Genomic DNA, 25,085 nt, shown 5'->3' on the forward strand with positions numbered 1-25,085 from the left:
TCAGGTCTGCTGCATCTCACGCAGGAAGATGAATGTCTCGCGGCTGAATTCCTGGAAATGCGGGGCCAGATCCCGCACCAGGACCCAGTTGGCAAAGAGCCCGAACAGCAGCGCGATCGGGAAGCCGATGGCGAAGATGTTCATCTGGGGTGCCGCACGTGTCATCACGCCGAACGAGATATAGACGATCAGCACTGCTGCCATCGCCGGCAGTGCCAGCAGCATGGCGCTGGCGAACAGCCAGGTCATGCGATGGGCGAGCTGGCGGAAGGACTCGATGGCCAGGCCGTCCGTTGCGATGGGTATGGTGTTGAAACTCTCGACCAGCACATCAAACAGCACCAGGTGCCCGTTCATCGCCAGGAAAAGCAGTGTGATGCCGTTGAGATAGAACTGGGAGAGCACCGGCACGTTCACGCCATTGGCGGGGTCCACCATGGAAGCGAACCCCAAACCCATCTGCATCGCGATCATCTGGCCCGCGACCACAAACAGCTGAAACAGCATGTAGACCGCAAACCCCATGGCGCTGCCGATCAGCACCTGCTGGATCGAGATCACCGCCATTTCCGGAGAAATGGAATCAAGGACCGGTACGTCCCCCAGCATGGGCATCACCAGAATGGTCATGACGATCGCGAGCCCGACCCGGATGCGGGCGGTGACCAGCTGGGTCCCGAAGATGGGGATCACCATCAGGAAGCTTCCAATGCGGAACAGCGGCCAGAGAAACTGCCCCAGCCACTGCCCGATTGCATCCGGTCCCAGTTCTATCGGCATGGCCCTACCCGATCATGTTCGGAATGTTCTTGATCAACTCATTGGTGTGATCAAGTAACAGGGTCAGCAGCCAGGGCCCCCACACGATCAGCACCAGCAGGGTCACGATCAGCCGCGGCAGGAAACTCAGGGTCTGCTCGTTGATCTGGGTCGCGGCCTGGAAGGTGGACACGACCAGCCCCACCAGCAGGCCGGGGCCAATAATGGCCAGTGCCATGGTCACGATCAGCCAGAGGGCATCCCGCATCAGTTCTATAACCAGTTCCGGTGTCATCAGCGCCTCCCCTCTATAGCCCGTAGCTGGCCGCCAGCGTGCCCATCACCATGGCCCACCCGTCCACCAGCACGAACAGCATGATCTTGAACGGCAGCGAAATGATGATCGGCGAGAGCATCATCATGCCCATGGCCATGAGCACGCTCGCGACCACCATGTCGATGATCAGGAAGGGAATGAACAGCATGAACCCGATCTGGAACGCGGTCTTGAGCTCACTGGTCACGAAGGCCGGCATCAGGATCCAGAAGGAGACGTCCTCGGGCCCTTCGTAGCTGTCCTCCTCCCCCGCGATCCGGACGAACATATTCAGGTCCGTCTTCCGGGTCTGGCCGATCATGAACTCACGGAAGGGCTGGCTGGCGCTCTCAACCGCCTCGATCGCGGCCATGTCCCCACTGAGATAGGGCTGCAGCGCCTCCTGATTGGCGCGCTCGAAAACCGGCGACATGATGAAGATCGAGAGAAAGAGCGCGAGCCCGATCAGGATCTGGTTGGAGGGGGTCTGCTGGAGCCCGATGGCCTGGCGCAGAATGGCGAAGGTGACAATGATGCGGGTGAACGACGTCATCATCATCAGCGCCGCCGGCAGAAAGCTCAGCGCCGTCATCAGCGCCACGATCTGCAGGGTTACGGAGTACTGCTGTTCGCCGTCCTCGGTGGTGGTGAGCGAGAGCGCCGGGATGCCCTCAGGCGCGGCCTGAGCCAGTAAGGGGGCGAACAGCAGCAGTGCCCCCGTTATCCAGGCGTACCTCGATGTCATGGATGATCCCCCTACACGTCATTGGAACCTCCCGTTGCGCCGCGCCCCATCACCTGCTGGAGCTTACGGGCGAAGTCACCACTGGCCGCGGATTGCGACCCGGTGACAACGGGTTCATCAAAGACATGCAGGGTTCGTACCGATTGTGGCGTAATGCCTATAAGTATCTGTTTATCGCCAACTTCAACAAGCGCCACACGCTCTTTCTGGCCGACGGACAGGACCGCGACCACCTTCAGCGCCTGAGTATTGACGCCGCCCAGCCCCTGGACGCGACGGGCGATCCAGCCGCTGAAGAGAATGAACGCAAGCACCACGATCAACCCGGCCCCCAGGGTGAGCGCGGTGGTCATGGTGTCCGGCGTGCTGGCGCCGATGCCACCACCGTTCTCCTGCTGGGCCTCCTGGGCCGAAACCAGCAGTGGCATCAGACCAGGCGGCACCAGTGCCCAGCGACCGGGAACAGGGATGCCCTTCATTTGGACAGCTTGCGGATGCGTTCGGAGGGGCTGATCACATCCGTGAGGCGGATACCGAACTTCTCGTTCACCATCACCACCTCACCATGGGCGATCAGCATGCCGTTGACCAGCACATCCAACGGCTCCCCGGCCAGCCGGTCCAGCTCGATCACCGAGCCCTGGTTGAGCTGGAGAAGATTTCGGATCGGGATGCTGGTATTACCCACTTCCATGGAGATGGTCACCGGAATATCCAGGATCACATCCAGATCCGGGTGCTGCTCCCCACCGGGCTCGGGTTCATGGGTAAAGTCCTGCATGGGCGCCTGACGCACATCCTCTCCGCGGCCACTGGCACCGCCCTCGTCACTGCCACCGGCTTCCGCCATGGCGGCCGCCCACTCATCGCCCCGGTCATCCTCACCGCCTGCGGCCTCGCCTTCACCGGCGTCACCCATGGCCTGCTCCCATTCGGCGGCGAGCTTCTCATCCTCGGTCATTTCCTCGCCGTTGCCGTTGTGTTCGTCTTCAGCCATTGTCCTGAACCTTCAGCTTGTTGGTGGTCTCGGGCCGTTTGATCTGTTCCGTGACCCGCAGCGCCAAATTGCCGTCACGGGTGCCCAGATTCCCCTTGTAGATGGGAATACCGTTGGCGGTCATAGTGGCGTCCTCGGGCATGTCGATGGGGATGATATCCCCCGCCTCGAACTGCGCGACCTCACGCAGGGAAATCTGGCGCTCGGCCACGGTCACGTTCACCGGCACCTCGACTTCCTTGATGTCCTCCTGCAGGGCGTTGACCCAGCGTTCATCAACCTCGTCCACATCACTCTGAACGCCGGCGTCCAGAAGCTCACGAATGGGCTCGACCATTGAATACGGAATGGCGATATCCATCTCGCCACCGCCGCCATCCAGCTCGATCTGGAAGGTGCTGACAATCACCACCTCACTGGGGCTGACGATGTTCGCCATGGAGGGGTTCACCTCCGACGACAGGTACTCGAAGTCCACCTTGAACACCGCGCTCCAGGCTTCCTTCATGTCCTGGAATACCTGCTCCAGCACCATCTGCACAATGCGTGTCTCGGTGGGCGTGAACTCCCTGCCCTCGATCTTGGCGTGGCGCCCTTCACCGCCGAAGAAGTTGTCCACCAGCTTGAACACCAGTTTGGCGTCCATGATGTAGAGCGCCGTCCCGCGCAGGGGGCGCATCTTGACCAGGTTGAGGCTCGTGGGCACGAACAGGGTGTGGATGTATTCCCCGAACTTCATGATCTGGATGCCGGCGGCCGCCACATCCGCATTGCGCCGCAGAAGATTGAACAGACTGATCCGGGTGTAGCGCGCAAACCGTTCGTTGATCATCTCCAGGGTCGGCATGCGACCGCGGACGATGCGGTCCTGGGTCGCCAGATCAAAGGTCTTGGCTTCCCCCGTATCCTCTTCGTCATCGGTGTCCACGTCGCCGTCGTCAACACCGTGGAGCAGCGCGTCGATTTCATCCTGCGACAGCAGATCCTGCATGATTATTCCCCAGCCCGGGTCCGTATCCCCGGGTCACTGCATGACAAAGTTGGTGAACAGTACCCGCTCGATCGAGGACGCGTTCTCAGCCTCAAGCACCCCGTTCACGGCATCGCGCATATCCTCGAGCAGTGCCTGCTTGCCCTCGCGGGTCCGGAGCTGTTCGAAGGACTGCTCCTGCAGCAGCCCCCTGAGCCGGCTGCGTACGGTCGCGCGATGGCGTTCAAGCGCGTCCGATACATCCTCCCCACGCATGACAAACGCCAGGTGCAGCTGCAGATAACGCTGCTGATTCCCGCTGACCGACACCACCAGCGGATCCTCAAGCTCAAAATAGCTGGCCGGCGTATGGACTTCTTCCTGCTCCTGCTCACCGTTGGCGCCCCCGAAGCTGGATTCACCCAGAAACCAGAGGGTACCGGCTACCGACACACCAACCGCCAGAATCACAGCCAGAACTGCGATGATAATGGTTTTGAGCTTGCCGCCTTTACCGTTCCCGGCCATGCCGTAATCCCGTCGCTCAGTGACAGCTGCCCAGGGGCAGCAATTCGTGTGCCATCAATATAGTTGACCGGGTCGGGTCAGGGCCAGCCCCGGTCTCACGCATAGGTATCAATGCCGTCGTCGAGGGTGATGGTGGACTCACCGGTGACAACATTCTCATCCGTGCCGCTGGCCGGACCGGAGCCGTCGCCCTCACCGGACTCCCTTTCCGTGGCTTCTTCACCGTCACCCCCTGCGGCCTCGCCGGAGACATCAAAGTCGGCCAGATTAAGCCCTTCCTGTTCAAGCATGTCCCGGAGCCGGCTGCTGTTGAGTTCCAGCATCTCCCGTACCTGGGCGTTCTGGGCATTGACGGTCACCTGGGCCTGATCGTTCTGGACCGAGACCCGGACCTCGATCGGCCCCATGTCCGGCGGATTCAGCTGGATATCCGCGGACTGGATGCTGCGCCCGGCCAGCCAGGCGATTTTGCCGGCAACCTGCTCACTCCACTGCTTCTGGTTCTGCACCGGGGTTTCCACGGTTGTGGTGTATTGCCGCAGGGTGGCATCACGGGCCGCCTCGGCACGGGTAAAGGTCTGCTGGGTCAGCCCCGCCGTCTCACTGCCGCGGCTCCCTGACTCCTGGCCACCACTGTTCTCCACGGCCACCAGGCGCAGCCCCTCAAAACGCAGATCGGTGCTGCCGGACTCAGGGCCCTGCGTATTCTGGCCGTTCAGTGCCATGCCGGACAGCAGGTTCTGCAGGAAATTGCTGGTGCTGTTGCGGGGACTGCCATCACCGGAGCCGGGTGCACCGGTCCCCTGCCCCAGGAGCTCACCCAGCGGCAACCCATTGCCTCCCCCATTGCCCGGAGCATTGCCCCCGCCTTTGGCCTGGTTACCGCCCTGCAGACCATTGACCCCGGCCAGCGCCGCCAGAATGCCCTGCTGCTCGCCGCTGGTCAGATTCTCAAGCTGTTGCAGCCAATCCGCCTCCCCCCCGGAATCGGGGCTGACGTCCAGTTCGCCCGAGAACAGCGCCTGCAGCGCTTCCAGGCCACTGCCCTCCTGATTCTCCAGAAGGCTCGACAGCTTCTCCAGGGGAATCCCTTCCCCTTCGCGGCCCTCAAGTGCCAGGCGCAGGTCGCCACCGTCGCCCCTGACAATACGGCCCACAACATTGCCTTCCGCGTTGCGCAGCACGTCGCCGGGCTTCAGGCCCTCACTGCCGCCGCTGCCCATGAGGTCACGGTGGAGTTCGCCGAAGGCGGATGCGTCAGCACCCTTGCCATCGGCACCATTACCGGAGCGGCCGGAAACGGACGCGGTCTCGGGGGAGAGAATATCGGGCATTTGCATGGCAGAACCTTGCCTCCTGAATGGATCAGTTCAAGACTTAACGCCATGCAAGCAATTTGGAGGCCAGATTGGAAATGCGGGGGTATTATCCATCCCGGAAATGCGCCAGTTCCTGGCGGACTGCTCCCAGTTCCGCCTCAATCGCACTGATGCAGTCATGGATGTCGGAGAGATCGCCATAACGGCCACGCTGCTCCGCAGTCCGGCAGCGCTCGGCCAGTTCCGGCGCGCCTATATTGATGCAGCTGCCCTTGAAACTGTGCGCCATCTTCCGGACCTCCTCGGCATCCTCCGAGGCGGCCCCCGCACGCAGCTGCTCCAGGCGGTCATCCGCATCCTGAAGGAAGGTGTTCACGAGGATGACGAATTCATCCTCCATGACATCCCGCAGCTCCGCGAGGGCATCATGGTCAATGTGCTGGTGTTCACTCATTGCGGCTACCGTGATCAGCTTCTGCCAGGGACCTACCCGGCACGCCAGATGTATTCCGCTTCCACGCGGTTGCCGGTACTGTTCCAGCGTACGTCATGGCAGAGCGTCTGCACAAGCGCGATGCCGCGCCCGGAAAGGCGCTCATGATCGAGCGAGGAAGCGGTCTCACCCGGATCAAACCCGGGGCCGCTGTCGGCAACCGTGACCAGCAGGGTACCGCCGGCACCGTCATCATGGGGCCTGTGGGAGAGGGTGATGGAGACCCAGCCGCTGGCAAGCTGCCCCAGGAGCCGTTCCCGTTCGCTGTAGTAGCGCGAGAAACCACTGGGCGAATCCTTGAGCCCCGACGGCAGGCGCAGGACGCCGTGCTCCAGGGCGTTGGTGAAAAGCTCCGCGATAATGGTATAGACATCCCCACTGCAAAGGCGCAGCCCCGGCACGTCCATGCACACATGAAGCAGCAGGGGCACGGGGTTGAACCGGGCCAGCGTCCGATCCTCAAGGTCATACTGGAGTCGCCACTGTTCCGGGCCGGCACCGGTGTCCGGAAGCACCTCGTGTTCCACCGTGTTCAGCGCCGACTCCGGGACCATCGCCAGATCGAGGATGGTGATATCGTCCTCGCTCACCACCCCTTCCCCGAAACGGTGCACCGCCTCACGCAGGCACTCAAAGCCGCCGTGTGGCCCGGAACGCTGGTTGATGGCTGCAATCGCCCGTTCTTCCCCGAACAGCTCTCCCTCGCGGTTGGAGCTCTCAATAACTCCATCCGTGGCCAGGAGCATGTGTTCACCCAGCGCCAGGGTGTGGCGCTCACAGGCCGCGGAGAAGCGTTCCGCCGAAAGAATCCCGAGCGGCAGATGGCGCGACCGGAGCTCATCCCGGGTGCCATCATGGCGCAGTATCCAGGCCGTGGGCAGGCCTCCGTTCCAGACTTCCGCGTGGCCCGACCGCAGGTTGAGATCCACCATTGCCGCACAGCAGAAGAAACCGGTCGGCAGGATGTTGCAGAGCTTGCGATTGATCTCCTTCAGGATGTCGCCGATGGCGAACCCCTTGGCGGTCATGCCGTAGAAGATCTCGGACATGGGCAGGGCGCCGATGGCCGCCGGCAGACCATGACCGGTGAAATCCCCCACGAAGAGGTGCATACCACCGGACGGCTTGGGCGAGGCGAAAAGCACATCCCCGTTGAAGATGGACATGGGGGAGGCCTCGAACCGGATGTTGTCCGCTCCCAGGCAGCCGCGATCGGCAATGTTATCGAACACACGGCGGGCCAGTGCCTGCTCGCGCATCATCTGGCGGTTACGCTGATCGGTCCGGTCACGCTCCTGCTGCAGACTCTGGTGCAGATCCCGCATGCGCTGGAAGGCATTGATCTTGGCCCGGAGGATCACGCGGTTGTAGGGCTTGGAAAGGAAGTCGTCGCCCCCGACCTCGAGACAGGAAGCCAGTGATTCGGCGTCACTGAGGGAGGTCAGGAAAATGATGGGAACCAGATCCTCACCGGCAGCCGCCTTGATCCGCCGCGCGGCTTCCAGACCGTCCATGTTGGGCATGAGCACATCCAGAAGCACCATCTGCGGCCGCTGCTGCTCAAAGGCTTCAACCGCCTGGGCACCATCCTCGGCCATGATCACCTCATGGCCCTGCCGGGTCAGGATGGCGTTGAGGATCATGCGATCCGTCTGGTTGTCGTCCGCGATCAGTATCCTGAGCGGCGTTACGGAACCGGCATCAGTCGTCAATCTGGAAAAGCTGCTCGAAGTTGGAAACCGTCAGGATACGGCGCACATCCCCGTTGCAGTTGATGATCCGGACATCGGCCTTCTCACCACCGGCATAGTCCCGGAGCAGCAGGAGCATGCCCAGGGCCGAGCTGTCCAGGTAGGTGGTGTCCCGCATATCGATCACGTACCGGGAAACGCCCTGCCCCTCGCCCTCGTAAGCATGACGGAACGCCTGATGTGAGCTGAAATCAAACCGCCCTTCAATCCGGATGGTCAGCTCGGAACCATCCCCGGAACGTTCTGTGGTAATCGACATTGTTCCCCCTGTCGTGCACGACCACGTCATCCATCAGAGCATAGATCAACATACCCTGATGTCACGTGACCGATTGCCACTATCCCTGACGCTGCATGGCACGGGCAAAGCGCTGGTTGGCGGCCTCGTCCAGCGCCTTCTGTTCCCGGCGCTCGTCCTCGCGCGCCTCACGCCGGCGACAGGTTTCAATGTAGCGCGCCATGCCCTCACGCCGCTGGCGCGCCGCCTGCCACTGCTCCCGGGCCTCCTCAGCCGTGGCCCGGTAACGGTCCACCTGCTGTTGCTGCTGGGCAATCGCCGCCACCAGCTGGCTGATGAACTGCTGCCCCGCCTGGAGCCTGGCCGCGGAAGTGGTTCCCGAGGCCTCGGCACGGATCTGGTGCTGGTACTCCTCATGGTAGCGTTCCAGCTCGTCGAGCCGCTGCTGCTGCTCAGCCAGCGCCTGCTGCGCCGCCTGGAACCGCTCCCGGGCCGCCTGCTCCTGCCGGTCCTCCATATCGAGCACCACCTGCAGCCGCTGCGAACGCCGCTTCATGAATCACCCATTACTGCGTACCTGTTGCCGCATCACCGTTGCCATTCCCCTGCCCGCCAACAATCGCCTCCAGAGCCTGTGCGGCTTCCGTGAAGCCCGCACTTTCATCCAGTCCCTGCTGTAGAAACTGACGCATTTCCGGCATTTTGTCGATAGCCAGATCCGTCTCCGGGTCCGCGCCCTTCTGGTAGGCACCGACACTGATCAGATCCCGGGACTGCTGGTAGCGTGAATAAAGCTGTTTGAAGCGCTGCGCCTGGCGCAGATGGTCCGCGGAGACCACGTGGGGCATGACCCGGCTCACGGAGCCTTCCACGTCAATCGCCGGATAGTGGCCTTCCTCGGCCAGCTCCCGGGAAAGCACCATATGGCCATCCAGAATGGCTCGGGCCGCGTCCGCAATCGGGTCCTGCTGGTCATCGCCTTCGGTCAATACGGTATAGAAGGCTGTGATCGAGCCCCCCTCACGCTCGCCATTGCCGGCGCGCTCCACCAGCTGGGGAATACGCGCGAACACCGACGGCGGATAGCCCTTGGTCGCAGGCGGCTCGCCCACCGCCAGTGCGATCTCCCGCTGCGCCTGGGCATAGCGGGTGAGTGAATCCATCAGCAGCAGCACCTTGCGGCCACGGTCCCGGAAGTACTCGGCGATGCGGGTGGTCAGCATGGCCGCACGCAGGCGCATCAGCGGCGAATCGTCCGCCGGGGCAGCGACCACCACGGAGCGCGCTATCCCCTCTTCACCGAGGATCTCCTCGATGAACTCCTTGACCTCACGGCCCCGCTCACCGATGAGGCCGACCACGATGATGTCCGCTTCCGTGAAGCGGGTCATCATGCCCAGCAGCACGGACTTGCCCACGCCACTGCCGGCAAAGAGCCCCAGGCGCTGGCCCTCGCCCACGGTCAGAAGCCCGTTGATCGCTCGGATGCCGACGTCCATGCGCTGGCGGATGGGCGTGCGGTTGAGGGGATTGATAACGGCGCCGGTAAAGGGCACATAGTGCGTGGCCTCCAGCGGGCCCTGGCCGTCCAGGGGTTCTCCGGCGCCGTCCACAACGCGGCCCAGAAGCCCTTCTCCCACGGGCACGCGGCTGGCGCTTTCCATGGGCGTGACCAGGGCGCCGGGCCGCAGACCACTGATGGCGGTCAGAGGCATGAGGTAGAGCCGGTCGTTCTCGAAGCCCACCACCTCGGCCTCCACCTGGTTGCCGTCCTCGGCCTGGATCAGGCAGCGGTCGCCGACTTCCATGGGGCAGCCCACGCATTCCAGGGTCAGCCCCACCATGCGCGTGAGACGCCCGCTCAGCTCAGGAGCACTGGCTTCAGGCAGGGCCTGCGCAAACCGGCCCAGCCGATCAGAGAGTGTCATCGCCGTCACCGTTTCCGTCGTCAGGCTCCCCGCCTGATTCCAGCACGTCCCGGTGGTAATCGCTCATTTCGCCCATGACCGCGTCCAGTTCCGCGTGATCCCCATCCCCGCCGTCACTGAGCTGGGCTTCGAGCATCCGCTGGACCTGCTTCTGGAAACGCTTCTCCACGGTGTAATCCACCAGGCTGCGACTGCTGGCAACGATACAGCCCCCCGGCAGAATCTGTTCATCCGGCGCCACCGTGGCATGACCGGCGACACCGTCAATCGCCTGGCGCACCATCTCCGCGTCGTCCGCATGCACACGGATACGCATGTCACTGTCGCTGTCAGGCAGGGTCTGGATGGCCCGGCGCACGATGCTGCCAATCTGGGAGCTGTCGAGCTGGAGTTCCCGATGGATCACGGACCGGCTCAGGGCCATGACCAGGTTGAGCACTGCCGCCTCGGTGGCGTCCTCCTCCTGGCGCAGCGGGTGGGTCAGCGCCTCCATCAGCTCCTGCAGCCGCTGTTCCTGCTGCCGGACCCGGTCGCGGCCTTCCTCCAGACCCTGCTGTTCCCCGGCCTCGCGCCCGGCGGCCTGCCCCTCGTCATAGCCGACCCGGTAGCCCTCACGGGCGCCCTGGTCCATGCCTTCGGTCTTGCCGGCCTCAAAGCCGGCATTGTAGCCCTCGTCACGCGCTTCGTTGTGGATGGCTTCCAGCTGTTCCGCGGTCAGCGGCTGGACCGTTTCCTGCTCCACGTCCTCAACGCCCGCTCGGCGCTGCCCGTTCTCGTCGAGCAGCGGCATTTCCCAGCGCTCATAGGCAGTAAGGTCGCCGGAAGGGATCCGGTCGCGATGCGAGTGGCGGGTCATCTAGAGCATTTCCTCGCCGGAGCCACCCAGCACGATGTCGCCGCTTTCGGCCATGCGCCGGGCAACGGTGATGATTTCCTTCTGCGCCGCTTCCACCTCGGAGACCTTGACCGGCCCCTTGGCCTCCAGGTCGTCCTTCAGGAGTTCGCCGGCACGCTTGGACATGTTCTTGAAGATCTTCTCCTTCACTTCGTCCTCCGCGCCCTTGAGCGCCACCACCAGGACGTCCGAGGAAACCTCGCGGAGCAGCGCCTGGATGCCCCGGTCGTCCACGTCCTTGAGGTTGTCGAAGACGAACATCAGGTCCTCGATCTCGCTGCCCAGATCCGGATCCATATCCTTCACCGAATCCATGAGCTGACCTTCGATACTGCGATCCATGTAGTTCATGATGTCCGCGGCGCGCTGGATGCCGCCGATGCGGCTCGCCTGCCCACCGGCACCGCCGGAGAACTGTTTCTCGAGGATGTTGTTGAGTTCCTGCAGGGCCTGGGGCTGGATGGATTCCAGCGAAGCCACACGCATCATCACATCGAGGCGCACCTTGTCATCCAGCGATGCCAGGATCTCGGCGGACTGGTCCGGGTCCAGGTAGGAGACCACGATCGCCTGGATCTGGGGATGTTCATACCGGATGATGTCCGCCACCGCCCGGGGTTCCATCCACTTGAGGGTATCCAGGCCAGTGGTGTTGCCGCCGATCAGTATCCGGTCAATGAGGCTGCCGGCCTTCTCCTCGCCCAGGGCATTGGTGAGCACCGACCGGATGTAGTCATCGGCGCCCACGCCCAGACCGGTCTGGCCGCCCACCGCCTCGAAGAACTCACCCACAACGTAGCTCACGTCGTTCTTGGGCACGTCCTGCAGCTGGGACATGGCCATCCCCACCCGCTGGACCTCCTTGGGCCCCATGTGCTTGAGGATCTGCGCAGCATCCTCCTCGCCCAGGGTCATCAGCAGTATCGCGGCCTGCTCGATGCGGCCCAGTTTGCGCGAGGGCTGGGCGCGGCCGGCTGTGTTCTCTTCCTCACTCATCCGCGTTCACCCACTGACGGACCACCTGCGCCACCCGTGCGGGGTCTTCCGCAATCAGGCCTTTAACGGCGTTCAGTTCCCTATCATAGCTTTCAGCGCTGTCCGGCAAAAGCCGATCGTCCCCACTGGCCATGGCCGAGCGGATTGATTCACTGCCTTCAATATCGTCCAGTCCACCAAGCCCTTCAAGGTCCGACTCACCAGACTCGCCACTGCCCCCACCACCGCCGGAGGCCAGGGTCTTGAGTGTGGGCCGGACCAGCAGCAGGGCCAGAGCAATGATGACCAGGCCCGCGATCACCGGGCGGATGCTGTCCTGGAACCAGGACTGCTCATAGAAGGGTACCGGTTCAATCTCGGGCTCCTGCTGATCGGCGAAGTCCGTGTTGACCACGGTCACGCTGTCTCCCCGCGCGGCGGAAAAGCCCACCGCGTCCCGGACCAGACGGGTCAGGCGCTCCAGTTCCGCCTGGGGCCATTCGACGCTGGTGGTCTCCCCGGTCTCCGGGTTGGTGCGCTTGAGATCATCCACCGCCACCGCCACGCTCATGCGGTTGACCGAGCCCGGCTCTTCCCGGGTGAAGCTCAGCAACCGGTCCACTTCATAGTTACGGGTCGAGGAGGTCCGTGAGCTCTGGGAGCCGCCCCCTTCGCCGCCACCCTCACCACCGGCCTGTTCCGGTGCCTCGGCTTCGCCGGGAGGCTGGTTGGAGAGCGCGCCCGGAATACCGCCGGCCTCGCCCTGACGGTTGATTTCCTCCACGGTCTGCTCGCTGCGCAGGGCCTGCTGCTCGGGGTTGAATATCTCCTCGGCCTGCTCCACCGCCTTGAAGTCCATATCCACCGAGACTTCCGCGTTGAAGCGGTCACGCCCCATGATCGGCGCCAGGATCCCGGCGACCCGCTCCTTGAGACGCTGCTCCATGCGCTGCTGCATCTGGAGCTTCTGCGCCATCTTCTGGGCGTCCTCGTCATTCACATTGGCGGACAGATGATTGCCCTGCTGGTCCACGACCGTGACGTCATCCCGGCTCATCTGGGGCACACTGCCGGCCACGAGGTTGATGACGGAGCGCACCTGGGTCTCATTCATGCGCCTGCCGGAGCCCAGATCCACCATGACCGAGGCTGAGGGGTTGCGGTTGTCACTGACAAAAACGGAATCCTCGGGGATGGCCAGATGCACGCGGGAATTGCGCACATTACCCATGGCCTTGATGGTGCGGGCCAGTTCACCTTCCAGGCTGCGGTGGAAGCGGGCCTTCTCCATGAACTGGGAAGTACCCAGGCCCTGATCCTGCATGATGATGTCAAAGCCCATGCCCTGGTCCTCGGTCACACCTTCCCGGGCCAGAGCCAGGCGCGCTTCATGGATGTCGCCCGAGGCCACCAGGAGGGCACCGCTGCGGTGCTCAATCCGGTAATCCACGCCGGCGCTGTCGAGCACACTGGTGAGTTCCGTGGGATCATACTCGCTCAGGTCGCCCACCAGGGGCTTGTAGTCCGAGCCCTGGGCCCACAGCACCAGCGCCACGGCCAGTGCCACACTGGCGGCAAGGCCGAAGATCAGCCCCACCTGGCGCAACAGTGTCAGCCGGTTGACGCCCATCAGCAGATTGCTGCCGCCTCCGCTGGCCTCACTTTCGCTCCCGCCGCCACCACCGCTGGCCGGCGGGTTGGTCTGTTCCGTTTCAGCCGGTACGTTGGCCATTGTGCGCTCCTGTCACCGCACACCGCCCGCGGGCGGATATCCCGTTGAACCGAATCAGATCGGCATGTTCATGATCTTCTCATAGGCCTGCACGACGCGGTTGCGCACCTGGGTCGTGGCCTCGAATGCGACCGAGGCTTTCTGGCTCTCGACCATCACCCGGGTGATGTCCACATCCGGATCACCCTGGGTATAGCGGGTCTTGAGATCCGAGGAGGTCTGCTGCAGCTCGTTCACGTGATTGACCGCTCCCTGCAGTGTCTCCGTGAAGCTCGGGCCCTCGCCCTGCTGGGCCTCCCCCGGCTTCTGGCCAGGCTGCATCTGCTCCGGCCGCAACTGGTCCGGCTGGATCTGCTGGCGCTGCTGCATCTGCTCGCGCAGGGCGCGGATATCGGACAGCACGGAGTTCACATCAGCTCGTTCAACCATTGTTCCTCTCCCAACGCTCAGGGCTCTGCCATGGCAGATTCATCTGGACGACAGATAAGCAAACGTCGGGCCAGGATGAATTTTCCATTCCATTACAGGATGTTGAGAGGATTTCAGAGGCTGATCTGGCTAACGGGCTCGGGATGGAAAAGCACTCTGACGTGATTTTGACACAAAAAAGCCCGGGCCGGGGCCCGGGCAGGCAGGAGGAAGGAACGTCAGACGAACGCGAGCTCCTCTTCCGGGTTGATGCCATGATCCCGCATCTGGGCAAGCTTGTAGCGCAGGGTGCGGGGGCTGATCCCCAGCCTTTCGGCGGCCTGTTTGCGGCGGCCACGCTCATCACGCAGGGTCTGCAGGATGATCCGGAACTCACGCTGGCGCAGGTCATCCCCCAGAGAGGCATCCTGGGCCTCATCAGTCCCAGCGGCGTCGGTTTCAGGCACCTCAGCCACTGTGCCGGGGTCAACAGGCCCATCCGTATCGGGTTCCGGAGCAGCCGAGCGTGGTGCCGGTGCGGCACCGGTGATGCTCTGGTCCAGGCTCAGGTCCCGGTCCGTAATGACCTGCCCCTGCTGCAGGATCAGGGCCCGCTGGATGGCGTTGTCCAGTTCCCGCACATTGCCCGGCCAGTCGTACTGGTAAATAACCCGGCGGGCACTGGGGTCCAGCGTCACCCCGGTCATGTGCATCTGGCGGGCATGCTTTTCCAGCAGATGCTCCGCCAGCGGCAGGATGTCGTCGCGGCGCTCGCGCAACGGCAGCCACTGCAGGGGGAACACGCCCAGCCGGTAATAGAGGTCCTCGCGGAAGCGGCCCGCGGCCACGTCCTCCTGGAGATCCCGGTTGGTGGTGGCAATCACACGCACGTCGAGCTGGATGCTGCGGCGGCCACCCACCCGCTCCACTTCGCGCTCCTGAAGGACCCGCAGGAGCTTGGCCTGAAGCCCGATCTCCATTTCCGAGATCTCATCCAGAAGCAGGGTGCCGCCATTGGCCTGCTCGAACTTGCCCGGCGACGTCTGGTGTGCCCCGGTGAAGGCCCCCTTCTCGTGACCGAAAAGGATCGCCTCCAGCATATTCTCGGGGATAGCGGCGCAGTTGAGGGCCACAAAGGGCTGTGAGGCGCGGCTGGATTCGTCATGGATGTAACGCGCCAGCACCTCCTTACCCGTGCCACTTTCGCCACAGATCAGCACAGTGGAGTCCGTGGCGGCCACCTTGCGGGCCAGCTGGAACATCCGCCGGCTGGCGGCATCCTCGGCAATGGCGCGGTTGGCACTGGTAGAGGCAGGGCCTCCCAGAACCCGCGAGACAATGTCCGTCAGCACCTGGGGCTCAAACGGTTTGGCCAGGTAATCCACGGCCCCGGCCTGCATGGCGGAAACCGCCTGTTCGATGCGGCCGTAGGCGGTCATCAGCAGTACCGGGATACCGGGATGATGGCGCTGGATCTCCGCGAGCAGGCTGATGCCGTCCATACCGGGCATCTGCACGTCACTGATCACCAGGTCCACCGGGGCCGACGCCAGTTTCTCCAGTGCCTGCTCACCGCTGGCGGCCTCGCTGACCCGGTAGCGTTTCACTTCCAGGGTGGTGACCAGAGCCTCGCGGAGTTCCCCGTCGTCCTCAACAATCAGTATCTTCTGTTTCGCCATGACTACCTCTCCGATGAATCCCCGGGATCATCCATTGTGCGGCGCGGCCAGCGGCAGCGTGATGATGGCACTGGTGCCGCTGTGACCATCCGAAACCAGCTCAAAACGACCCTTGTGGGCCTGAACCACGGCATTGACCACCGCCAGGCCCAGGCCCGTGCCGTGGGACTTGGTGGTCACGAACGCCTCGGTCACGCGCTCGGCCTCTTCCGGAGAGAGGCCCGGCCCGTTGTCCGTGATACAGAAACGGACCTCGCCGTCCTGCCCGGAAACCTCGAGCGCCAGCTCATCCGCGCCGGCTTCCAGACTGTTGTTGATCAGGTTGAGGCAGGCCCCGACCAGCGCCTCCCGGTTGCAGGCAATGGCCCCTTCGGGCCAGCGCTCCGGGGTGGTCAGGGTGGCCCGGCGTGTCTGCAGTGACGTTTCAGCGTTCTGGACAACCGCCTGGATCCATTCGCCAATGCCCAGCTGTTCGGCAAGCCGGATATCCCCCCGGGCAAAAATCAGCATGTCGCGAACCTGTTGCTCCAGATGCTGGAGACGTGCCATCAGCTTGCCGGCACAGCGCTCGCGCATCTCGGCATCCAGGTCCTCTTCATACAGGTGGCCAGCGTAGAGCATGGCGGCCGACAGTGGCGTGCGGATCTGGTGGGCCAGTGAGGCTACCATCCGGCCCATGGAGGAAAGCCGCTCGGAACGCGCAAGGCGCGACTGCAGTTCGCGGGTTTCGGTCAGATCGGTAAGGAGAATCAGCTGGCCGGGCTCGTTATCCATGGAGCGGATCTCGATGTTCACCCGGCGGCCGTCATTGAGGGAGACCTCGTGACCATCATCGCGCCGCGGCGCAAAGGCCCGCTGGATCACGTCCACCCAGCGCTGGCCTTCCAGGGGCTCGTCCAGCAGTTCAACCGCCGCCGGGTTGCACTGGCTGATGACGCCCTGGCTGTCCAGCACCACCACGCCGGCCGGCAGCACGTCCAGAAGGGTCGAGAGCCGGTTGGCAACCTTCTCGCGCTCTTCCAGCTCATCGCGGCGGCGACGCTCCTCGCTGCTGAGACGCCCCGCGAGATCATTCACCCGTTCCTCCAGCGTCCGGTAGGAATCCGTGATCTGGCGCGACATCTGGTTGAACAGTTCCAGCGCTTCATCCACTGGTCCGGTCTCCGGCTCCTGCCGGGCACCGAAAAGGGAGGTCACCTTATCGTTGGCATCCGCGGCCGCACTGTCGTGGGACGCGGCTTCGTTCCGCTCGGATGTCTGCTGGCTCATGGGCTTCTCCCGTACCGACGCCGCGCCCCGTGCGCGGGTTCTGTTCAGTTCAGGGAGATACCAGCAGGTTTCATGCCATCCTGATTTTTTATTGGTTGATCAGTGGCTTGCGCAAAAGGCCCGGAAGCGGAAGCCAAATTTTTGTCGCCGTTTCAGGACTCGGTCTCTTCCCGGAGACCGTACTTCCTGACCTTCTCCACCAGGGTGGTACGGCGGATGCGCAGCTTCTCGGCGGCCCTGGCAACCACGCCATCCGTCTCGTTGAGCGCCTGCTCGATCAGGGTCTTTTCCAGATTGGACAGGTAATCCTTCAGGTCCAGGCCATTCACCGGCAGCAGCGCCGGCGCATCCAGATTGCTGATGCCCTCAATACCGGCAGGCATGCCGGAGTCCTCGGTTTCATGGGACTCATCGAGATCGTCCACGTAACGGAACTTGCGGGGCAGCTCCTGAACCCCCACCACACCGTAGGGATGCATGATGGCCAGGCGCTCCACAAGGTTCGCCAGTTCCCGGACGTTACCCGGCCAGTCATGGCGGCAGAGGCTCATGATGGCGGCGGAATTCAGGCGGATGGAGCCACGCTTTTCCTTCTCCATACGGGAGATGAGCTCATTGATGAGAAGCGGAATATCCTCCACCCGTTCACGCAGGGCCGGCATTTCCAACGGGAAGACATTGAGGCGGTAGTACAGGTCCTCGCGGAACTCGCCATTCTCGATCATAGTTTCGAGATTCTTGTGCGTGGCCGCGATCACTCGCACGTCCGTGTTGATGGTGCGGTTGCCACCCACCCGTTCATAGGTGCGTTCCTGCAGCACACGCAGGATCTTGACCTGCATGCTCAGCGGCATATCACCGATTTCATCCAGAAAGAGCGTGCCGCCCTCGGCAAGCTCGAAGCGTCCGGCGCGGGAGCTGATCGCGCCGGTGAAGGCGCCCTTCTCGTGCCCGAACAGTTCACTCTCAAGAAGCTCGCCGGGAATGGCGCCGCAGTTGACCGGAACAAAGGGCTTGTCGCGACGCGGAGAGTGGTAGTGAAGGTTGCGTGCCACCACTTCCTTGCCGGTGCCCGACTCGCCGGTAATCAGAACGCTGACTTCCTTGTCCGCCACCTGGGACATGAGCTGGCGAACGTGCTGGATCCGCCGACTCGTACCCACCAGGCTGCGGAACAGCTGGACCTCGCGCTGCTGGGCCCGCTGGCCATTACGGGCATACTGCTCGCGGTACACCTGGGCGCGGTAGAGTGAATCCACGAACTTGGTATAGTTCGGGGGCCAGGCGATGCGGGCTATGATGCGGGATTCCGCCTCCGCGCTGAGCCCTTCCAGACTGTGCTCGCCAATCTGCAGGAAAGGTACACCGGACTGGCGCTCAGCCAGTTCATTGAGGTGCCCGACCGCGGCGTCACTCTCGCCGTCGACGACCACCGCGCCCAGTGTTTCCGTCTGTTCCAGGGTAGTGACCCATTGCTCGGGATCGGCGGCGCACACCTCCTCGCCGATGAATTCCAGGATCAGGCGGAGATCGTGTCGACGCTGTTCGTCGTCCACAACGAGAAATACAGTGGCAGTCTCGGACATCGGACCAGCAGCCTCGGGTCAGGCGTTGATGACAGTTCCATGAACTCTTCGTCATGGGATTGTCACGCATTTAAGACGCTGAGACCGCTGGAGTCAATTTTATGACGCTGTTTTTATGAATATCCTGCCGCATCCTGGTTACTGATTGTCCAGATAGGCCTTTGCCGCCTTCTGGGTCCGGTTGTTCGCGCGCAGCGCTTCAGCCGCTTCATCACGTTCCTTCTCGGAACTTTCCCGGGCCTGGTCGTAGAGGGCCTGAAGCCGCTCCACCCCGGCCCTGACCCGCTCCTGGCCGAGTTCCCCGGCATCGGCAACAGCCTCGTCCACACACCGGCGGACCTCGTCATCAAGTTCCGCCAGAGCAGCCCAGTCCTTCGCGGCAACCAGAGATTCCACCCGGCCGACCATCTCCTCAAGTTCCGCCATAGCGATGCTCCCCGAATAACGTGACACAATTGGCTGCCACAGCAGCCGGTTTCCTTTGAAAATGGGCCGGTTTGGCATTAATGTCGAATCCGTCACCCTGTCCTTATCCAATGAGCAAGCGACCCGAAACCACCATGCAAGACCAGCAGAATGACGCCTACATTGCCATTGCCAGAGCCTGCCTCAAAGCCATCAACCAGGCAGCTGACGACGGGCGTGACCGCGCCGAACAGATCCAGATGGTCTATCAGGCCATCGACGAAGCCTTCCAGGAACAGTTTGAGCCCTACCGCCAGCAACTCAGGGACTACCACTCCATTCTACAACGAATCGCCAGTGGCGACCTGAGCGCGCAGCAGATGGTGGAACTGGCGGAGGCCGCGGTTGCCGAAAGCACCGAACGCGATCAGGATGATCCCCTGCACTGACAAGGAGCCCCGACCATGACCGCTCGATTCAGCCCCCGTCCCGCCGCACGACTGGCAGGACTTGTAATGGGGACCGTACTGGGCCTCACCGCACAGTCCGCTGCTGCTGATGTCGTTCAGCGGACGTCACCGGAAACCGGGCCCGGGGCCACCGCGGAGTACCGTTACCTGACACTGGAGAATGGGCTGGGCGCCCTGCTGGTCTCCGACCCCCGTGCCGACAAGGCCGCCGCCGCGCTGGATGTGCATGTCGGCGCCGGAGCCGACCCGGAAGACCGGGCCGGGCTGGCCCACTTCACCGAGCACATGTTGTTCCTGGGCACCGAGACCTACCCTGACCCGGGCGAGTACAAGTCCTTCATCAACAGCCATGGTGGCTCGCACAACGCGTTCACCAGTGCCCTGGACACGAACTACTTCTTCAATGTCGAGCCCGGGTTCCTGGAGCCGGCTCTCGACCGGTTCTCCGAGCAGTTCCGGGTGCCGACCTTCGCCGCTGAGCTGATCGAACGCGAACGCAATGCCGTCAACTCCGAGTTCTCGGCGCACCGGCGCAATGATGGGCGGCGTTTCTGGTCGGCACTCAAGCAGACCTTCCCCGACGGCCACCCCCTGGCGGGCTTCACCGTGGGTAACCTGGAAACACTCTCCAACGAGGACGGCGAGCTGCGCGCTGAAACCGTCGAGTTCTACGAGCGACACTATTCCGCCAACCTCATGGAACTGGTGGTGATCGGCCCGCAGCCACTGGAAGAACTGGAATCCATGGTGGTGCCCCGCTTCTCACCGGTCGCCAACCGTGGCCACAGCGCGCCACGCTACACCCAGCCCTTCCTCGAAAGTGAGCAGATGCCCCGCCTGCTGGAAGTGGATGCGATCCGGGACACACGCCAGCTGCAGCTGACCTTCCCGATTCCCTCCACGGAAGAGGACTACCGCAACAAGCCGCTTTCCTACCTCTCCCACCTGATTGGCCATGAAGGCCAGGGCAGCCTGCACGCCGTCCTCAAGGAGGCCGGTCTTGTGGATAAGCTGTCCGCCGGCCAGAGCATGGACACCGGCGACCAGGCCATGATGAACATCAGCATGTCACTGACGCCGGAAGGCCGCGACCAGTGGCGGGAGGTGGTGCGCCTGACGTTTGACTACCTGGACCTGATCCGGGAGAACGGCATCCGCCAGGTGTATTTCGAGGAACAGCAGAAGCTCAACGACATCGAGCTGCGCTTCCGGGAGCGGGACAAACCGATCCACGAAGCCAGCTCACTGGCGAGCCGCCTGCACCGTGTGGCGCCGGATGATGTGGTGATCGCGCCCTGGCTCTACGAGACCTATGAGCCCTCCGTATACCGGGAACTGATGAACCACCTGAAGCCGGACAACGTCCTGGTGTCCCTGCTGGCACCCGTGGAGGAAACGGATGACTGGCAGACCACGCCCTATTACGACACGCCCTACCGGCTGACGGATCTGGAGGCGGAGCAACTTGTCAGCGGAAGCGAGCGGAGCGAGCAGCTCACACTTCCCGAGCCCAACCCCTTCATCCCGGAGGACCTGTCACTGGTCGCCGGCGATGACATGCCCCGGCCCCGTGCCATGGGCGATGGGCCGCTGGAACTGTGGTACGCCCGCGACACCCGGTTTGAGGCACCGCGTGCCAACGTTTACCTGTCCCTGCGCTCCCCCGCGGCCACCGGCTCAGCGCGCAATGTCGTTCTGACGCGTCTGCTCGCCGAAACCGTCCGGGATGAGCTCAACGCCCTGGCCTACCCGGCCCGGATCGCGGGGCTGGATTACCAGGTCTACAGCCACCTGCGGGGCATTACCGTCAAGCTCAGCGGTTACAGCGACAAACTGCCCCGTCTCATGGAGGATGTCCTTGGGCGGCTGCGCCACCCCGAGCTGGACCCGGAACCTGTCCGCACACGGCTGCAGCAGATCCGTGATGACCTCGCCAACGCGGCCGAGCGCCGGCCCTATGAGATCGCCTCCGGGGCCATCCACGAGCAGCTGCTTGATAACGTCTACCCCCATGCCACACGGCTTGAGGCAGCCCGTGAACTGGCTCCGGAGGATCTCGCGGATCACACTGCCCGCTTCTACAGCGCCCTGGATCCGGTCATGCTCGTTCACGGCAACATGACACGTGCGGCGGCACTCAATATACGCTCACGGGTCACCAGCCTGGTCATGGAGGATGTGGAACCCACGGAGGTGCCCCGTGCCCGTGTCCGGCGACTGGCCGCGGAAGAACAGACCCTGGATGTCAGCGTCCGGCACTCGGATCAGGGTTACCTGCGCTATATCCAGGGCGCGGATTCGGACTATGCCACCCAGGCCCGGTTCCGCCTCCTGGCCCAGCTTCTGTCCTCGCCCTTCTATGAAAGGCTGCGTACGAACCAGCAGATGGGCTATATCGTCCAGGGCACCTACTACCCGATGCTCGAGGCCCCCGGAATCGGCTTCATCGTCCAGTCCCCCAAAAACCGTTTCGAGCGTATTGATGAGAGCGTGACCACCTTCCTGAAGGAGCAGGAGAAGCGGCTGGCGAACCTTGATGGGGAAACACTGGAACGGCAGAAGCAGGCCGTGGTCAGCCGTCTGGCGCAGGACGATACCCGTCTGAGTGAAGTAGCCGACCGCTACTGGCAGGAAATCGACCGGGGGAACCACGACTTTGACAACCGCGAACAGCTCATCGAAGCCGTGAAGGCCATCGACCACGAGGCCCTGATGGCCACCTACCGGAATGCCGTTCTTGAAGACCCCAGGGCCCTGCTGATCAACGCCCACCGGGATGTCCCCCGTGAGGCTGAGTCACTCCAGAGCCTGGAATACGACGGCAGCTTCCCCCGGACCGTCACAGGGACGGAATAAGCGACTCGCCGTAGAACTGGAGATCCTGCAGCAGTAACTGGTCACGCCGGCTCAGGGAAGAGTCGGCTATACGCTGCTGCAGATCCTCGAAAAAGCCCGGAAGACTGCGCCACCCTGGCCCGGGCTCCATGAGGCGCTGGTAACGGAACCGCTCCCACTGCTCCTGTTCCTCGGCACTGAGGCTCTGCGGGTAATTGCGCGCCCGGTACCGGAAAAACAGCTCTGCCAGACGCGGATCCTCAAAGGCCGGTTCCAGCTCACCCATAATCCCCGGTGGTGTTTCCACAATCTCCTGGAGACGGCGGCGGTCGGCATCCCCTATGAAACCTCCGGAATAGAGGGCCTCATCCGGATCCCGCTCACCACTTTCCGGGCTTTCCCCGTAAACCACTCTGAGACGCTCGGCCAGCCCCTCCATCCCCCTCAGGGCATCAAGGTTCGCCCGAAGCGCCTCCCGGTCGAGCCCGAAGCGCTGGAGGCGCTCTTCCGGCAATTCCTTCAGCAGCGCGGCCGGAGCCACAATGGGGCAGGTATTCGCACGGATCTCCTTGAGAGCCGGCCTTGGCCCGTCGCTGTCCGTGCGTTCCTCCGAGGGTTTGAACAGCTGCTCCCGGATGCGCTCCGGAGACAGCCCCTCGAGCTGCCGCGGATCCTGCCTGAGATCGAATACGATCACCGAATTCCGGTTCACCGGGTGCGCAGCCACTGGTGCGACCAGGGCACAACAGCCCTGTTCCGACGGATACATGGAGGACACGTGCAGTACCGGCTTACCCTTTGAAGTATCCAGCATGGAGAGCACCGAACGCTTGTCGCGATGCTGCAGCACATAGTCGAAGAGTTTCGGCTGGCGATCCCGGATGAGCCGGGCGACCTCAATGGTTGCGTACACGTCCGCCATGGCGTCGTGGGCTTCGCCATGCTCGATCCCGTTCGCCCGGGTAATATCCTCCAGGCGGAATGACGGCCGTCCATCCTCATGGGTCGGCCACTCGATGCCCTCGGGCCTGACCGCATGGGCGAGCCGCACCATGTCGATGATGTCCCAGCGGGAGTTGCCATTCTTCCACTCGCGGGCATAGGGATCCCGGAGGTTACGGTACAGCGTGTGCCGGGTCACCTCATCATCAAAACGCAGACTGTTGTAGCCCACGGCACAGGTGCCCGGCTCCATGAACAGCTCATTGATCCGCTCGATGAATTCCGCTTCCGGAAGCCCCTCGTTGAGGCAGTCCTGGGGCGTGATACCGGTTACTAGCGTCGCCACCGGATCAGGGACATAGTCCTCCGCAGGACGCGCATAGAGGGTGACGGGCTCCCCGATGATGTTCAGCTCCGGATCCGTGCGCACACCTGCAAACTGCGCGGGGCGGTCATGCACCGGGTCGGCCCCGAAGGTCTCGTAGTCATGCCAGAAAAAGGACTGCAAACCAGTTTCTCCTGCTCAGTACAGCAACCGCTCAGGATAACACCGGATCATACCCAGGAAGAATGGCGGCTTCAGAACAGTCCCTCACCACGGTCGATATATTCTGTACGGGCACGAGGTGAGACCACATCGTTGGTCAGCTCCTGAAGCTGAACACGCATGGCGGTAGGAATGTTCATGAAGACGCCGGCATCCGCCTGGACTGAGCCGTCAGCCCCGGGTGTATCCCACTCCACCGCCTGATTCTGGAAGGAAATGAAGAAGTCATTGGTGAAGTCAGCGGCACTATCGTCACCCACATAGTCGCCGATCTCCAGGGTCTCGAATGCGCTCAGGGCCGCACAGTCCGCGCCACCTGCGCTGCAGTCCGCGGAATCGGGGAGACCATAGTGGGTGGCCCTTTGACTGGTGGCAGCGCCGCTGTCATCAAGAAGCTGCCCCTGCTGGACATTGCCGCTGCCGTCTTCCAGCTCCAGGCCCAGCCGCCCGGTGAGGGAACTGATATCACCGGACAGTGTCCCCCTGGATTCCGTGAAGCCGACCCGGAAACCAACGACATCGCCGTTCTCGTCATCCGCGAGTTCCAGATAGGGATCGCGGCCAATGAACGGAACAATATCACCGGCATCGTAGGTGCTGCCGTCAAACTGCTGACCCGACTCTCGCGCAATATGACCGAAGGAAAGGTTGTTAACGGCGACATCCGTACCATTGGTGGTCTCACCAACAGCCAGTTCTTCCATGTTCATCTGGAAATCGGCTTCCAGACCCATCGTATAGCGGGTGAAATCCATATCCCCGGATTCCGTTACATCCAGGGCAAGCATGGACTGACCGGTGACGTCTCCCATCTCCTGATTGCTCATGGGCTCCATCTCGGCGTGAACCGCCGGGACGGGAGCAATCAGCAGCAGACCAATGACGCTTTCCCTGATACGCATTGGAAGTCTCATGCCTGAACGGTGAATGGCGGTTGTCATGCTGCCAATCTAGCCCTTCACCACAGGCTGTACTGTGACCCTGATCATGCAGCGGGACCAGTCCAGGTGACCATTTATTAATCCGTGAAGATAATCACGGCTGGCAGGACAAAAAAAAGCCCCGCACGGCGTAGCCGGGCGGGGCTTTGGGTATAGGAGCCTGACGATGACCTACTCTCACATGGGATCTCCCACACTACCATCGGCGCTGGGCGGTTTCACTTCTGAGTTCGGCATGGGATCAGGTGGTTCCCGCCCGCTGTGGTCGTCAGGCAAAAAAGGGTGTGGCAGGCAATGGAGTCTGGTGTTGCGTGGCGCTGGCTCAAGCGTTGATCCGGAGCATGCGCTGGGGTGTTA

General features: G+C 62.9%; 25 protein-coding genes and 1 rRNA gene. 2 read left to right on the forward strand and 24 right to left on the reverse strand.

All coding sequences use genetic code 11. The features are described 5' to 3' along the window. The 21 genes from fliR to fliT form a co-directional block, all read right to left on the reverse strand. On the reverse strand, positions 1–780 hold the full coding sequence (gene fliR / locus CK501_RS07610; protein ID WP_095617120.1) for a flagellar biosynthetic protein FliR: 780 nt from the start codon (positions 778–780) through the stop codon (positions 1–3). Between the two features lie 4 nt (positions 781–784). Then, complete coding sequence (gene fliQ / locus CK501_RS07615; protein WP_095617121.1) at positions 785–1,054, reverse strand: flagellar biosynthesis protein FliQ; 270 nt, start codon at positions 1,052–1,054, stop codon at positions 785–787. A gap of 13 nt (positions 1,055–1,067) precedes the next feature. After that, on the reverse strand, positions 1,068–1,820 hold the full coding sequence (fliP, locus tag CK501_RS07620) for a flagellar type III secretion system pore protein FliP (protein WP_095617122.1): 753 nt from the start codon (positions 1,818–1,820) through the stop codon (positions 1,068–1,070). Positions 1,821–1,831: 11 nt separating this feature from the next. Continuing rightward, positions 1,832–2,299, reverse strand: a complete 468-nt coding sequence (gene fliO, locus CK501_RS07625) for a flagellar biosynthetic protein FliO (protein ID WP_095617123.1) — start codon at positions 2,297–2,299, stop codon at positions 1,832–1,834. Then, complete coding sequence (gene fliN / locus CK501_RS07630) at positions 2,296–2,817, reverse strand: flagellar motor switch protein FliN (protein ID WP_095617124.1); 522 nt, start codon at positions 2,815–2,817, stop codon at positions 2,296–2,298. Before fliN ends, fliO begins: the two co-directional genes overlap by 4 nt. Continuing rightward, positions 2,810–3,808 carry a flagellar motor switch protein FliM gene (fliM, locus tag CK501_RS07635; RefSeq protein WP_095617125.1) on the reverse strand — a complete coding sequence of 333 codons (999 nt, stop codon included), beginning with the start codon at positions 3,806–3,808 and terminating at the stop codon, positions 2,810–2,812. Before fliM ends, fliN begins: the two co-directional genes overlap by 8 nt. A gap of 33 nt (positions 3,809–3,841) precedes the next feature. Next, entirely contained in the window at positions 3,842–4,315 is a 474-nt protein-coding gene (locus CK501_RS07640; protein WP_095617126.1) for a flagellar basal body-associated FliL family protein, read from the reverse strand. A 95-nt stretch (positions 4,316–4,410) separates the two neighbouring features. After that, on the reverse strand, positions 4,411–5,655 hold the full coding sequence (locus CK501_RS07645) for a flagellar hook-length control protein FliK (RefSeq protein WP_095617127.1): 1,245 nt from the start codon (positions 5,653–5,655) through the stop codon (positions 4,411–4,413). An 85-nt stretch (positions 5,656–5,740) separates the two neighbouring features. After that, a complete protein-coding gene (locus CK501_RS07650) occupies positions 5,741–6,088 on the reverse strand; it encodes an Hpt domain-containing protein (protein ID WP_095617128.1) in 348 nt (115 codons plus the stop codon). 32 nt (positions 6,089–6,120) lie between these two features. Beyond that, positions 6,121–7,839: an ATP-binding SpoIIE family protein phosphatase gene (locus CK501_RS07655; protein WP_233128860.1), complete on the reverse strand. Its 1,719-nt coding sequence runs from the start codon at positions 7,837–7,839 to the stop codon at positions 6,121–6,123. Further along, on the reverse strand, positions 7,829–8,137 hold the full coding sequence (locus CK501_RS07660) for an STAS domain-containing protein (RefSeq protein WP_095617130.1): 309 nt from the start codon (positions 8,135–8,137) through the stop codon (positions 7,829–7,831). Before CK501_RS07660 ends, CK501_RS07655 begins: the two co-directional genes overlap by 11 nt. Positions 8,138–8,216: 79 nt before the next feature. Then, positions 8,217–8,672, reverse strand: coding sequence for a flagellar export protein FliJ (gene fliJ, locus CK501_RS07665; protein ID WP_095617131.1), 456 nt, complete (start codon positions 8,670–8,672; stop codon positions 8,217–8,219). Between the two features lie 10 nt (positions 8,673–8,682). Then, on the reverse strand, positions 8,683–10,044 hold the full coding sequence (fliI, locus tag CK501_RS07670; protein WP_095617132.1) for a flagellar protein export ATPase FliI: 1,362 nt from the start codon (positions 10,042–10,044) through the stop codon (positions 8,683–8,685). Beyond that, positions 10,031–10,900 (reverse strand): flagellar assembly protein FliH, encoded by an 870-nt coding sequence (locus CK501_RS07675; protein WP_095617133.1) that lies wholly within the window; start codon positions 10,898–10,900, stop codon positions 10,031–10,033. The genes fliI and CK501_RS07675 overlap by 14 nt, the downstream gene beginning before the upstream one ends. After that, positions 10,901–11,935: a flagellar motor switch protein FliG gene (gene fliG, locus CK501_RS07680; protein ID WP_095617134.1), complete on the reverse strand. Its 1,035-nt coding sequence runs from the start codon at positions 11,933–11,935 to the stop codon at positions 10,901–10,903. It lies immediately after the preceding gene. Next, positions 11,928–13,646: a flagellar basal-body MS-ring/collar protein FliF gene (gene fliF, locus CK501_RS07685; protein WP_095617135.1), complete on the reverse strand. Its 1,719-nt coding sequence runs from the start codon at positions 13,644–13,646 to the stop codon at positions 11,928–11,930. The genes fliG and fliF overlap by 8 nt, the downstream gene beginning before the upstream one ends. Positions 13,647–13,700: 54 nt before the next feature. Beyond that, on the reverse strand, positions 13,701–14,075 hold the full coding sequence (gene fliE, locus CK501_RS07690; protein ID WP_095617136.1) for a flagellar hook-basal body complex protein FliE: 375 nt from the start codon (positions 14,073–14,075) through the stop codon (positions 13,701–13,703). A 218-nt stretch (positions 14,076–14,293) separates the two neighbouring features. Beyond that, entirely contained in the window at positions 14,294–15,733 is a 1,440-nt protein-coding gene (locus CK501_RS07695; protein ID WP_095617137.1) for a sigma-54-dependent transcriptional regulator, read from the reverse strand. A 27-nt stretch (positions 15,734–15,760) separates the two neighbouring features. Further along, a complete protein-coding gene (locus CK501_RS07700) occupies positions 15,761–17,002 on the reverse strand; it encodes a sensor histidine kinase (RefSeq protein ID WP_095617138.1) in 1,242 nt (413 codons plus the stop codon). 152 nt (positions 17,003–17,154) lie between these two features. Further along, entirely contained in the window at positions 17,155–18,588 is a 1,434-nt protein-coding gene (locus CK501_RS07705; protein ID WP_095617139.1) for a sigma-54 dependent transcriptional regulator, read from the reverse strand. Between the two features lie 138 nt (positions 18,589–18,726). After that, positions 18,727–19,014, reverse strand: a complete 288-nt coding sequence (gene fliT, locus CK501_RS07710; protein ID WP_158223076.1) for a flagellar protein FliT — start codon at positions 19,012–19,014, stop codon at positions 18,727–18,729. A 134-nt stretch (positions 19,015–19,148) separates the two neighbouring features. On the opposite strand from fliT, the gene CK501_RS07715 reads away from it, so the two are divergent. Both CK501_RS07715 and CK501_RS07720 read left to right on the forward strand, forming a co-directional pair. Further along, complete coding sequence (locus tag CK501_RS07715; RefSeq protein ID WP_095617141.1) at positions 19,149–19,442, forward strand: hypothetical protein; 294 nt, start codon at positions 19,149–19,151, stop codon at positions 19,440–19,442. A 15-nt stretch (positions 19,443–19,457) separates the two neighbouring features. Further along, positions 19,458–22,319, forward strand: coding sequence for an insulinase family protein (locus tag CK501_RS07720; protein WP_095617142.1), 2,862 nt, complete (start codon positions 19,458–19,460; stop codon positions 22,317–22,319). Here CK501_RS07720 and sbcB read toward each other — a convergent pair. From sbcB to rrf, 3 genes are all read right to left on the reverse strand, one after another. After that, positions 22,303–23,748: an exodeoxyribonuclease I gene (sbcB, locus tag CK501_RS07725; protein ID WP_095617143.1), complete on the reverse strand. Its 1,446-nt coding sequence runs from the start codon at positions 23,746–23,748 to the stop codon at positions 22,303–22,305. The genes CK501_RS07720 and sbcB overlap by 17 nt on opposite strands. 71 nt (positions 23,749–23,819) lie before the next feature. After that, complete coding sequence (locus CK501_RS07730; RefSeq protein WP_095617144.1) at positions 23,820–24,689, reverse strand: DUF6160 family protein; 870 nt, start codon at positions 24,687–24,689, stop codon at positions 23,820–23,822. A 197-nt stretch (positions 24,690–24,886) separates the two neighbouring features. Further along, positions 24,887–25,001: ribosomal RNA gene (gene rrf, locus CK501_RS07735) — 5S ribosomal RNA — on the reverse strand. Positions 25,002–25,085: the final 84 nt, after the last annotated feature.

It is taken from the genome of Halovibrio salipaludis (assembly GCF_002286965.1).
Lineage (GTDB): Bacteria > Pseudomonadota > Gammaproteobacteria > Pseudomonadales > Oleiphilaceae > Halospina > Halospina salipaludis.

Coding starts and splice junctions, on each gene's coding strand:
- fliR (WP_095617120.1), bottom strand. CDS start 780: ATGCCGATAGAACTGGGACCGGATGCAATCGGGCAGTGGCTGGGGCAG.
- fliQ (WP_095617121.1), bottom strand. CDS start 1,054: ATGACACCGGAACTGGTTATAGAACTGATGCGGGATGCCCTCTGGCTG.
- fliP (WP_095617122.1), bottom strand. CDS start 1,820: ATGACATCGAGGTACGCCTGGATAACGGGGGCACTGCTGCTGTTCGCC.
- fliO (WP_095617123.1), bottom strand. CDS start 2,299: ATGAAGGGCATCCCTGTTCCCGGTCGCTGGGCACTGGTGCCGCCTGGT.
- fliN (WP_095617124.1), bottom strand. CDS start 2,817: ATGGCTGAAGACGAACACAACGGCAACGGCGAGGAAATGACCGAGGAT.
- fliM (WP_095617125.1), bottom strand. CDS start 3,808: ATGCAGGATCTGCTGTCGCAGGATGAAATCGACGCGCTGCTCCACGGT.
- CK501_RS07640 (WP_095617126.1), bottom strand. CDS start 4,315: ATGGCCGGGAACGGTAAAGGCGGCAAGCTCAAAACCATTATCATCGCA.
- CK501_RS07645 (WP_095617127.1), bottom strand. CDS start 5,655: ATGCAAATGCCCGATATTCTCTCCCCCGAGACCGCGTCCGTTTCCGGC.
- CK501_RS07650 (WP_095617128.1), bottom strand. CDS start 6,088: ATGAGTGAACACCAGCACATTGACCATGATGCCCTCGCGGAGCTGCGG.
- CK501_RS07660 (WP_095617130.1), bottom strand. CDS start 8,137: ATGTCGATTACCACAGAACGTTCCGGGGATGGTTCCGAGCTGACCATC.
- fliJ (WP_095617131.1), bottom strand. CDS start 8,672: ATGAAGCGGCGTTCGCAGCGGCTGCAGGTGGTGCTCGATATGGAGGAC.
- fliI (WP_095617132.1), bottom strand. CDS start 10,044: ATGACACTCTCTGATCGGCTGGGCCGGTTTGCGCAGGCCCTGCCTGAA.
- CK501_RS07675 (WP_095617133.1), bottom strand. CDS start 10,900: ATGACCCGCCACTCGCATCGCGACCGGATCCCTTCCGGCGACCTTACT.
- fliG (WP_095617134.1), bottom strand. CDS start 11,935: ATGAGTGAGGAAGAGAACACAGCCGGCCGCGCCCAGCCCTCGCGCAAA.
- fliF (WP_095617135.1), bottom strand. CDS start 13,646: ATGGCCAACGTACCGGCTGAAACGGAACAGACCAACCCGCCGGCCAGC.
- fliE (WP_095617136.1), bottom strand. CDS start 14,075: ATGGTTGAACGAGCTGATGTGAACTCCGTGCTGTCCGATATCCGCGCC.
- CK501_RS07695 (WP_095617137.1), bottom strand. CDS start 15,733: ATGGCGAAACAGAAGATACTGATTGTTGAGGACGACGGGGAACTCCGC.
- CK501_RS07700 (WP_095617138.1), bottom strand. CDS start 17,002: ATGAGCCAGCAGACATCCGAGCGGAACGAAGCCGCGTCCCACGACAGT.
- CK501_RS07705 (WP_095617139.1), bottom strand. CDS start 18,588: ATGTCCGAGACTGCCACTGTATTTCTCGTTGTGGACGACGAACAGCGT.
- fliT (WP_158223076.1), bottom strand. CDS start 19,014: ATGGCGGAACTTGAGGAGATGGTCGGCCGGGTGGAATCTCTGGTTGCC.
- CK501_RS07715 (WP_095617141.1), top strand. CDS start 19,149: ATGCAAGACCAGCAGAATGACGCCTACATTGCCATTGCCAGAGCCTGC.
- CK501_RS07720 (WP_095617142.1), top strand. CDS start 19,458: ATGACCGCTCGATTCAGCCCCCGTCCCGCCGCACGACTGGCAGGACTT.
- CK501_RS07730 (WP_095617144.1), bottom strand. CDS start 24,689: ATGCGTATCAGGGAAAGCGTCATTGGTCTGCTGCTGATTGCTCCCGTC.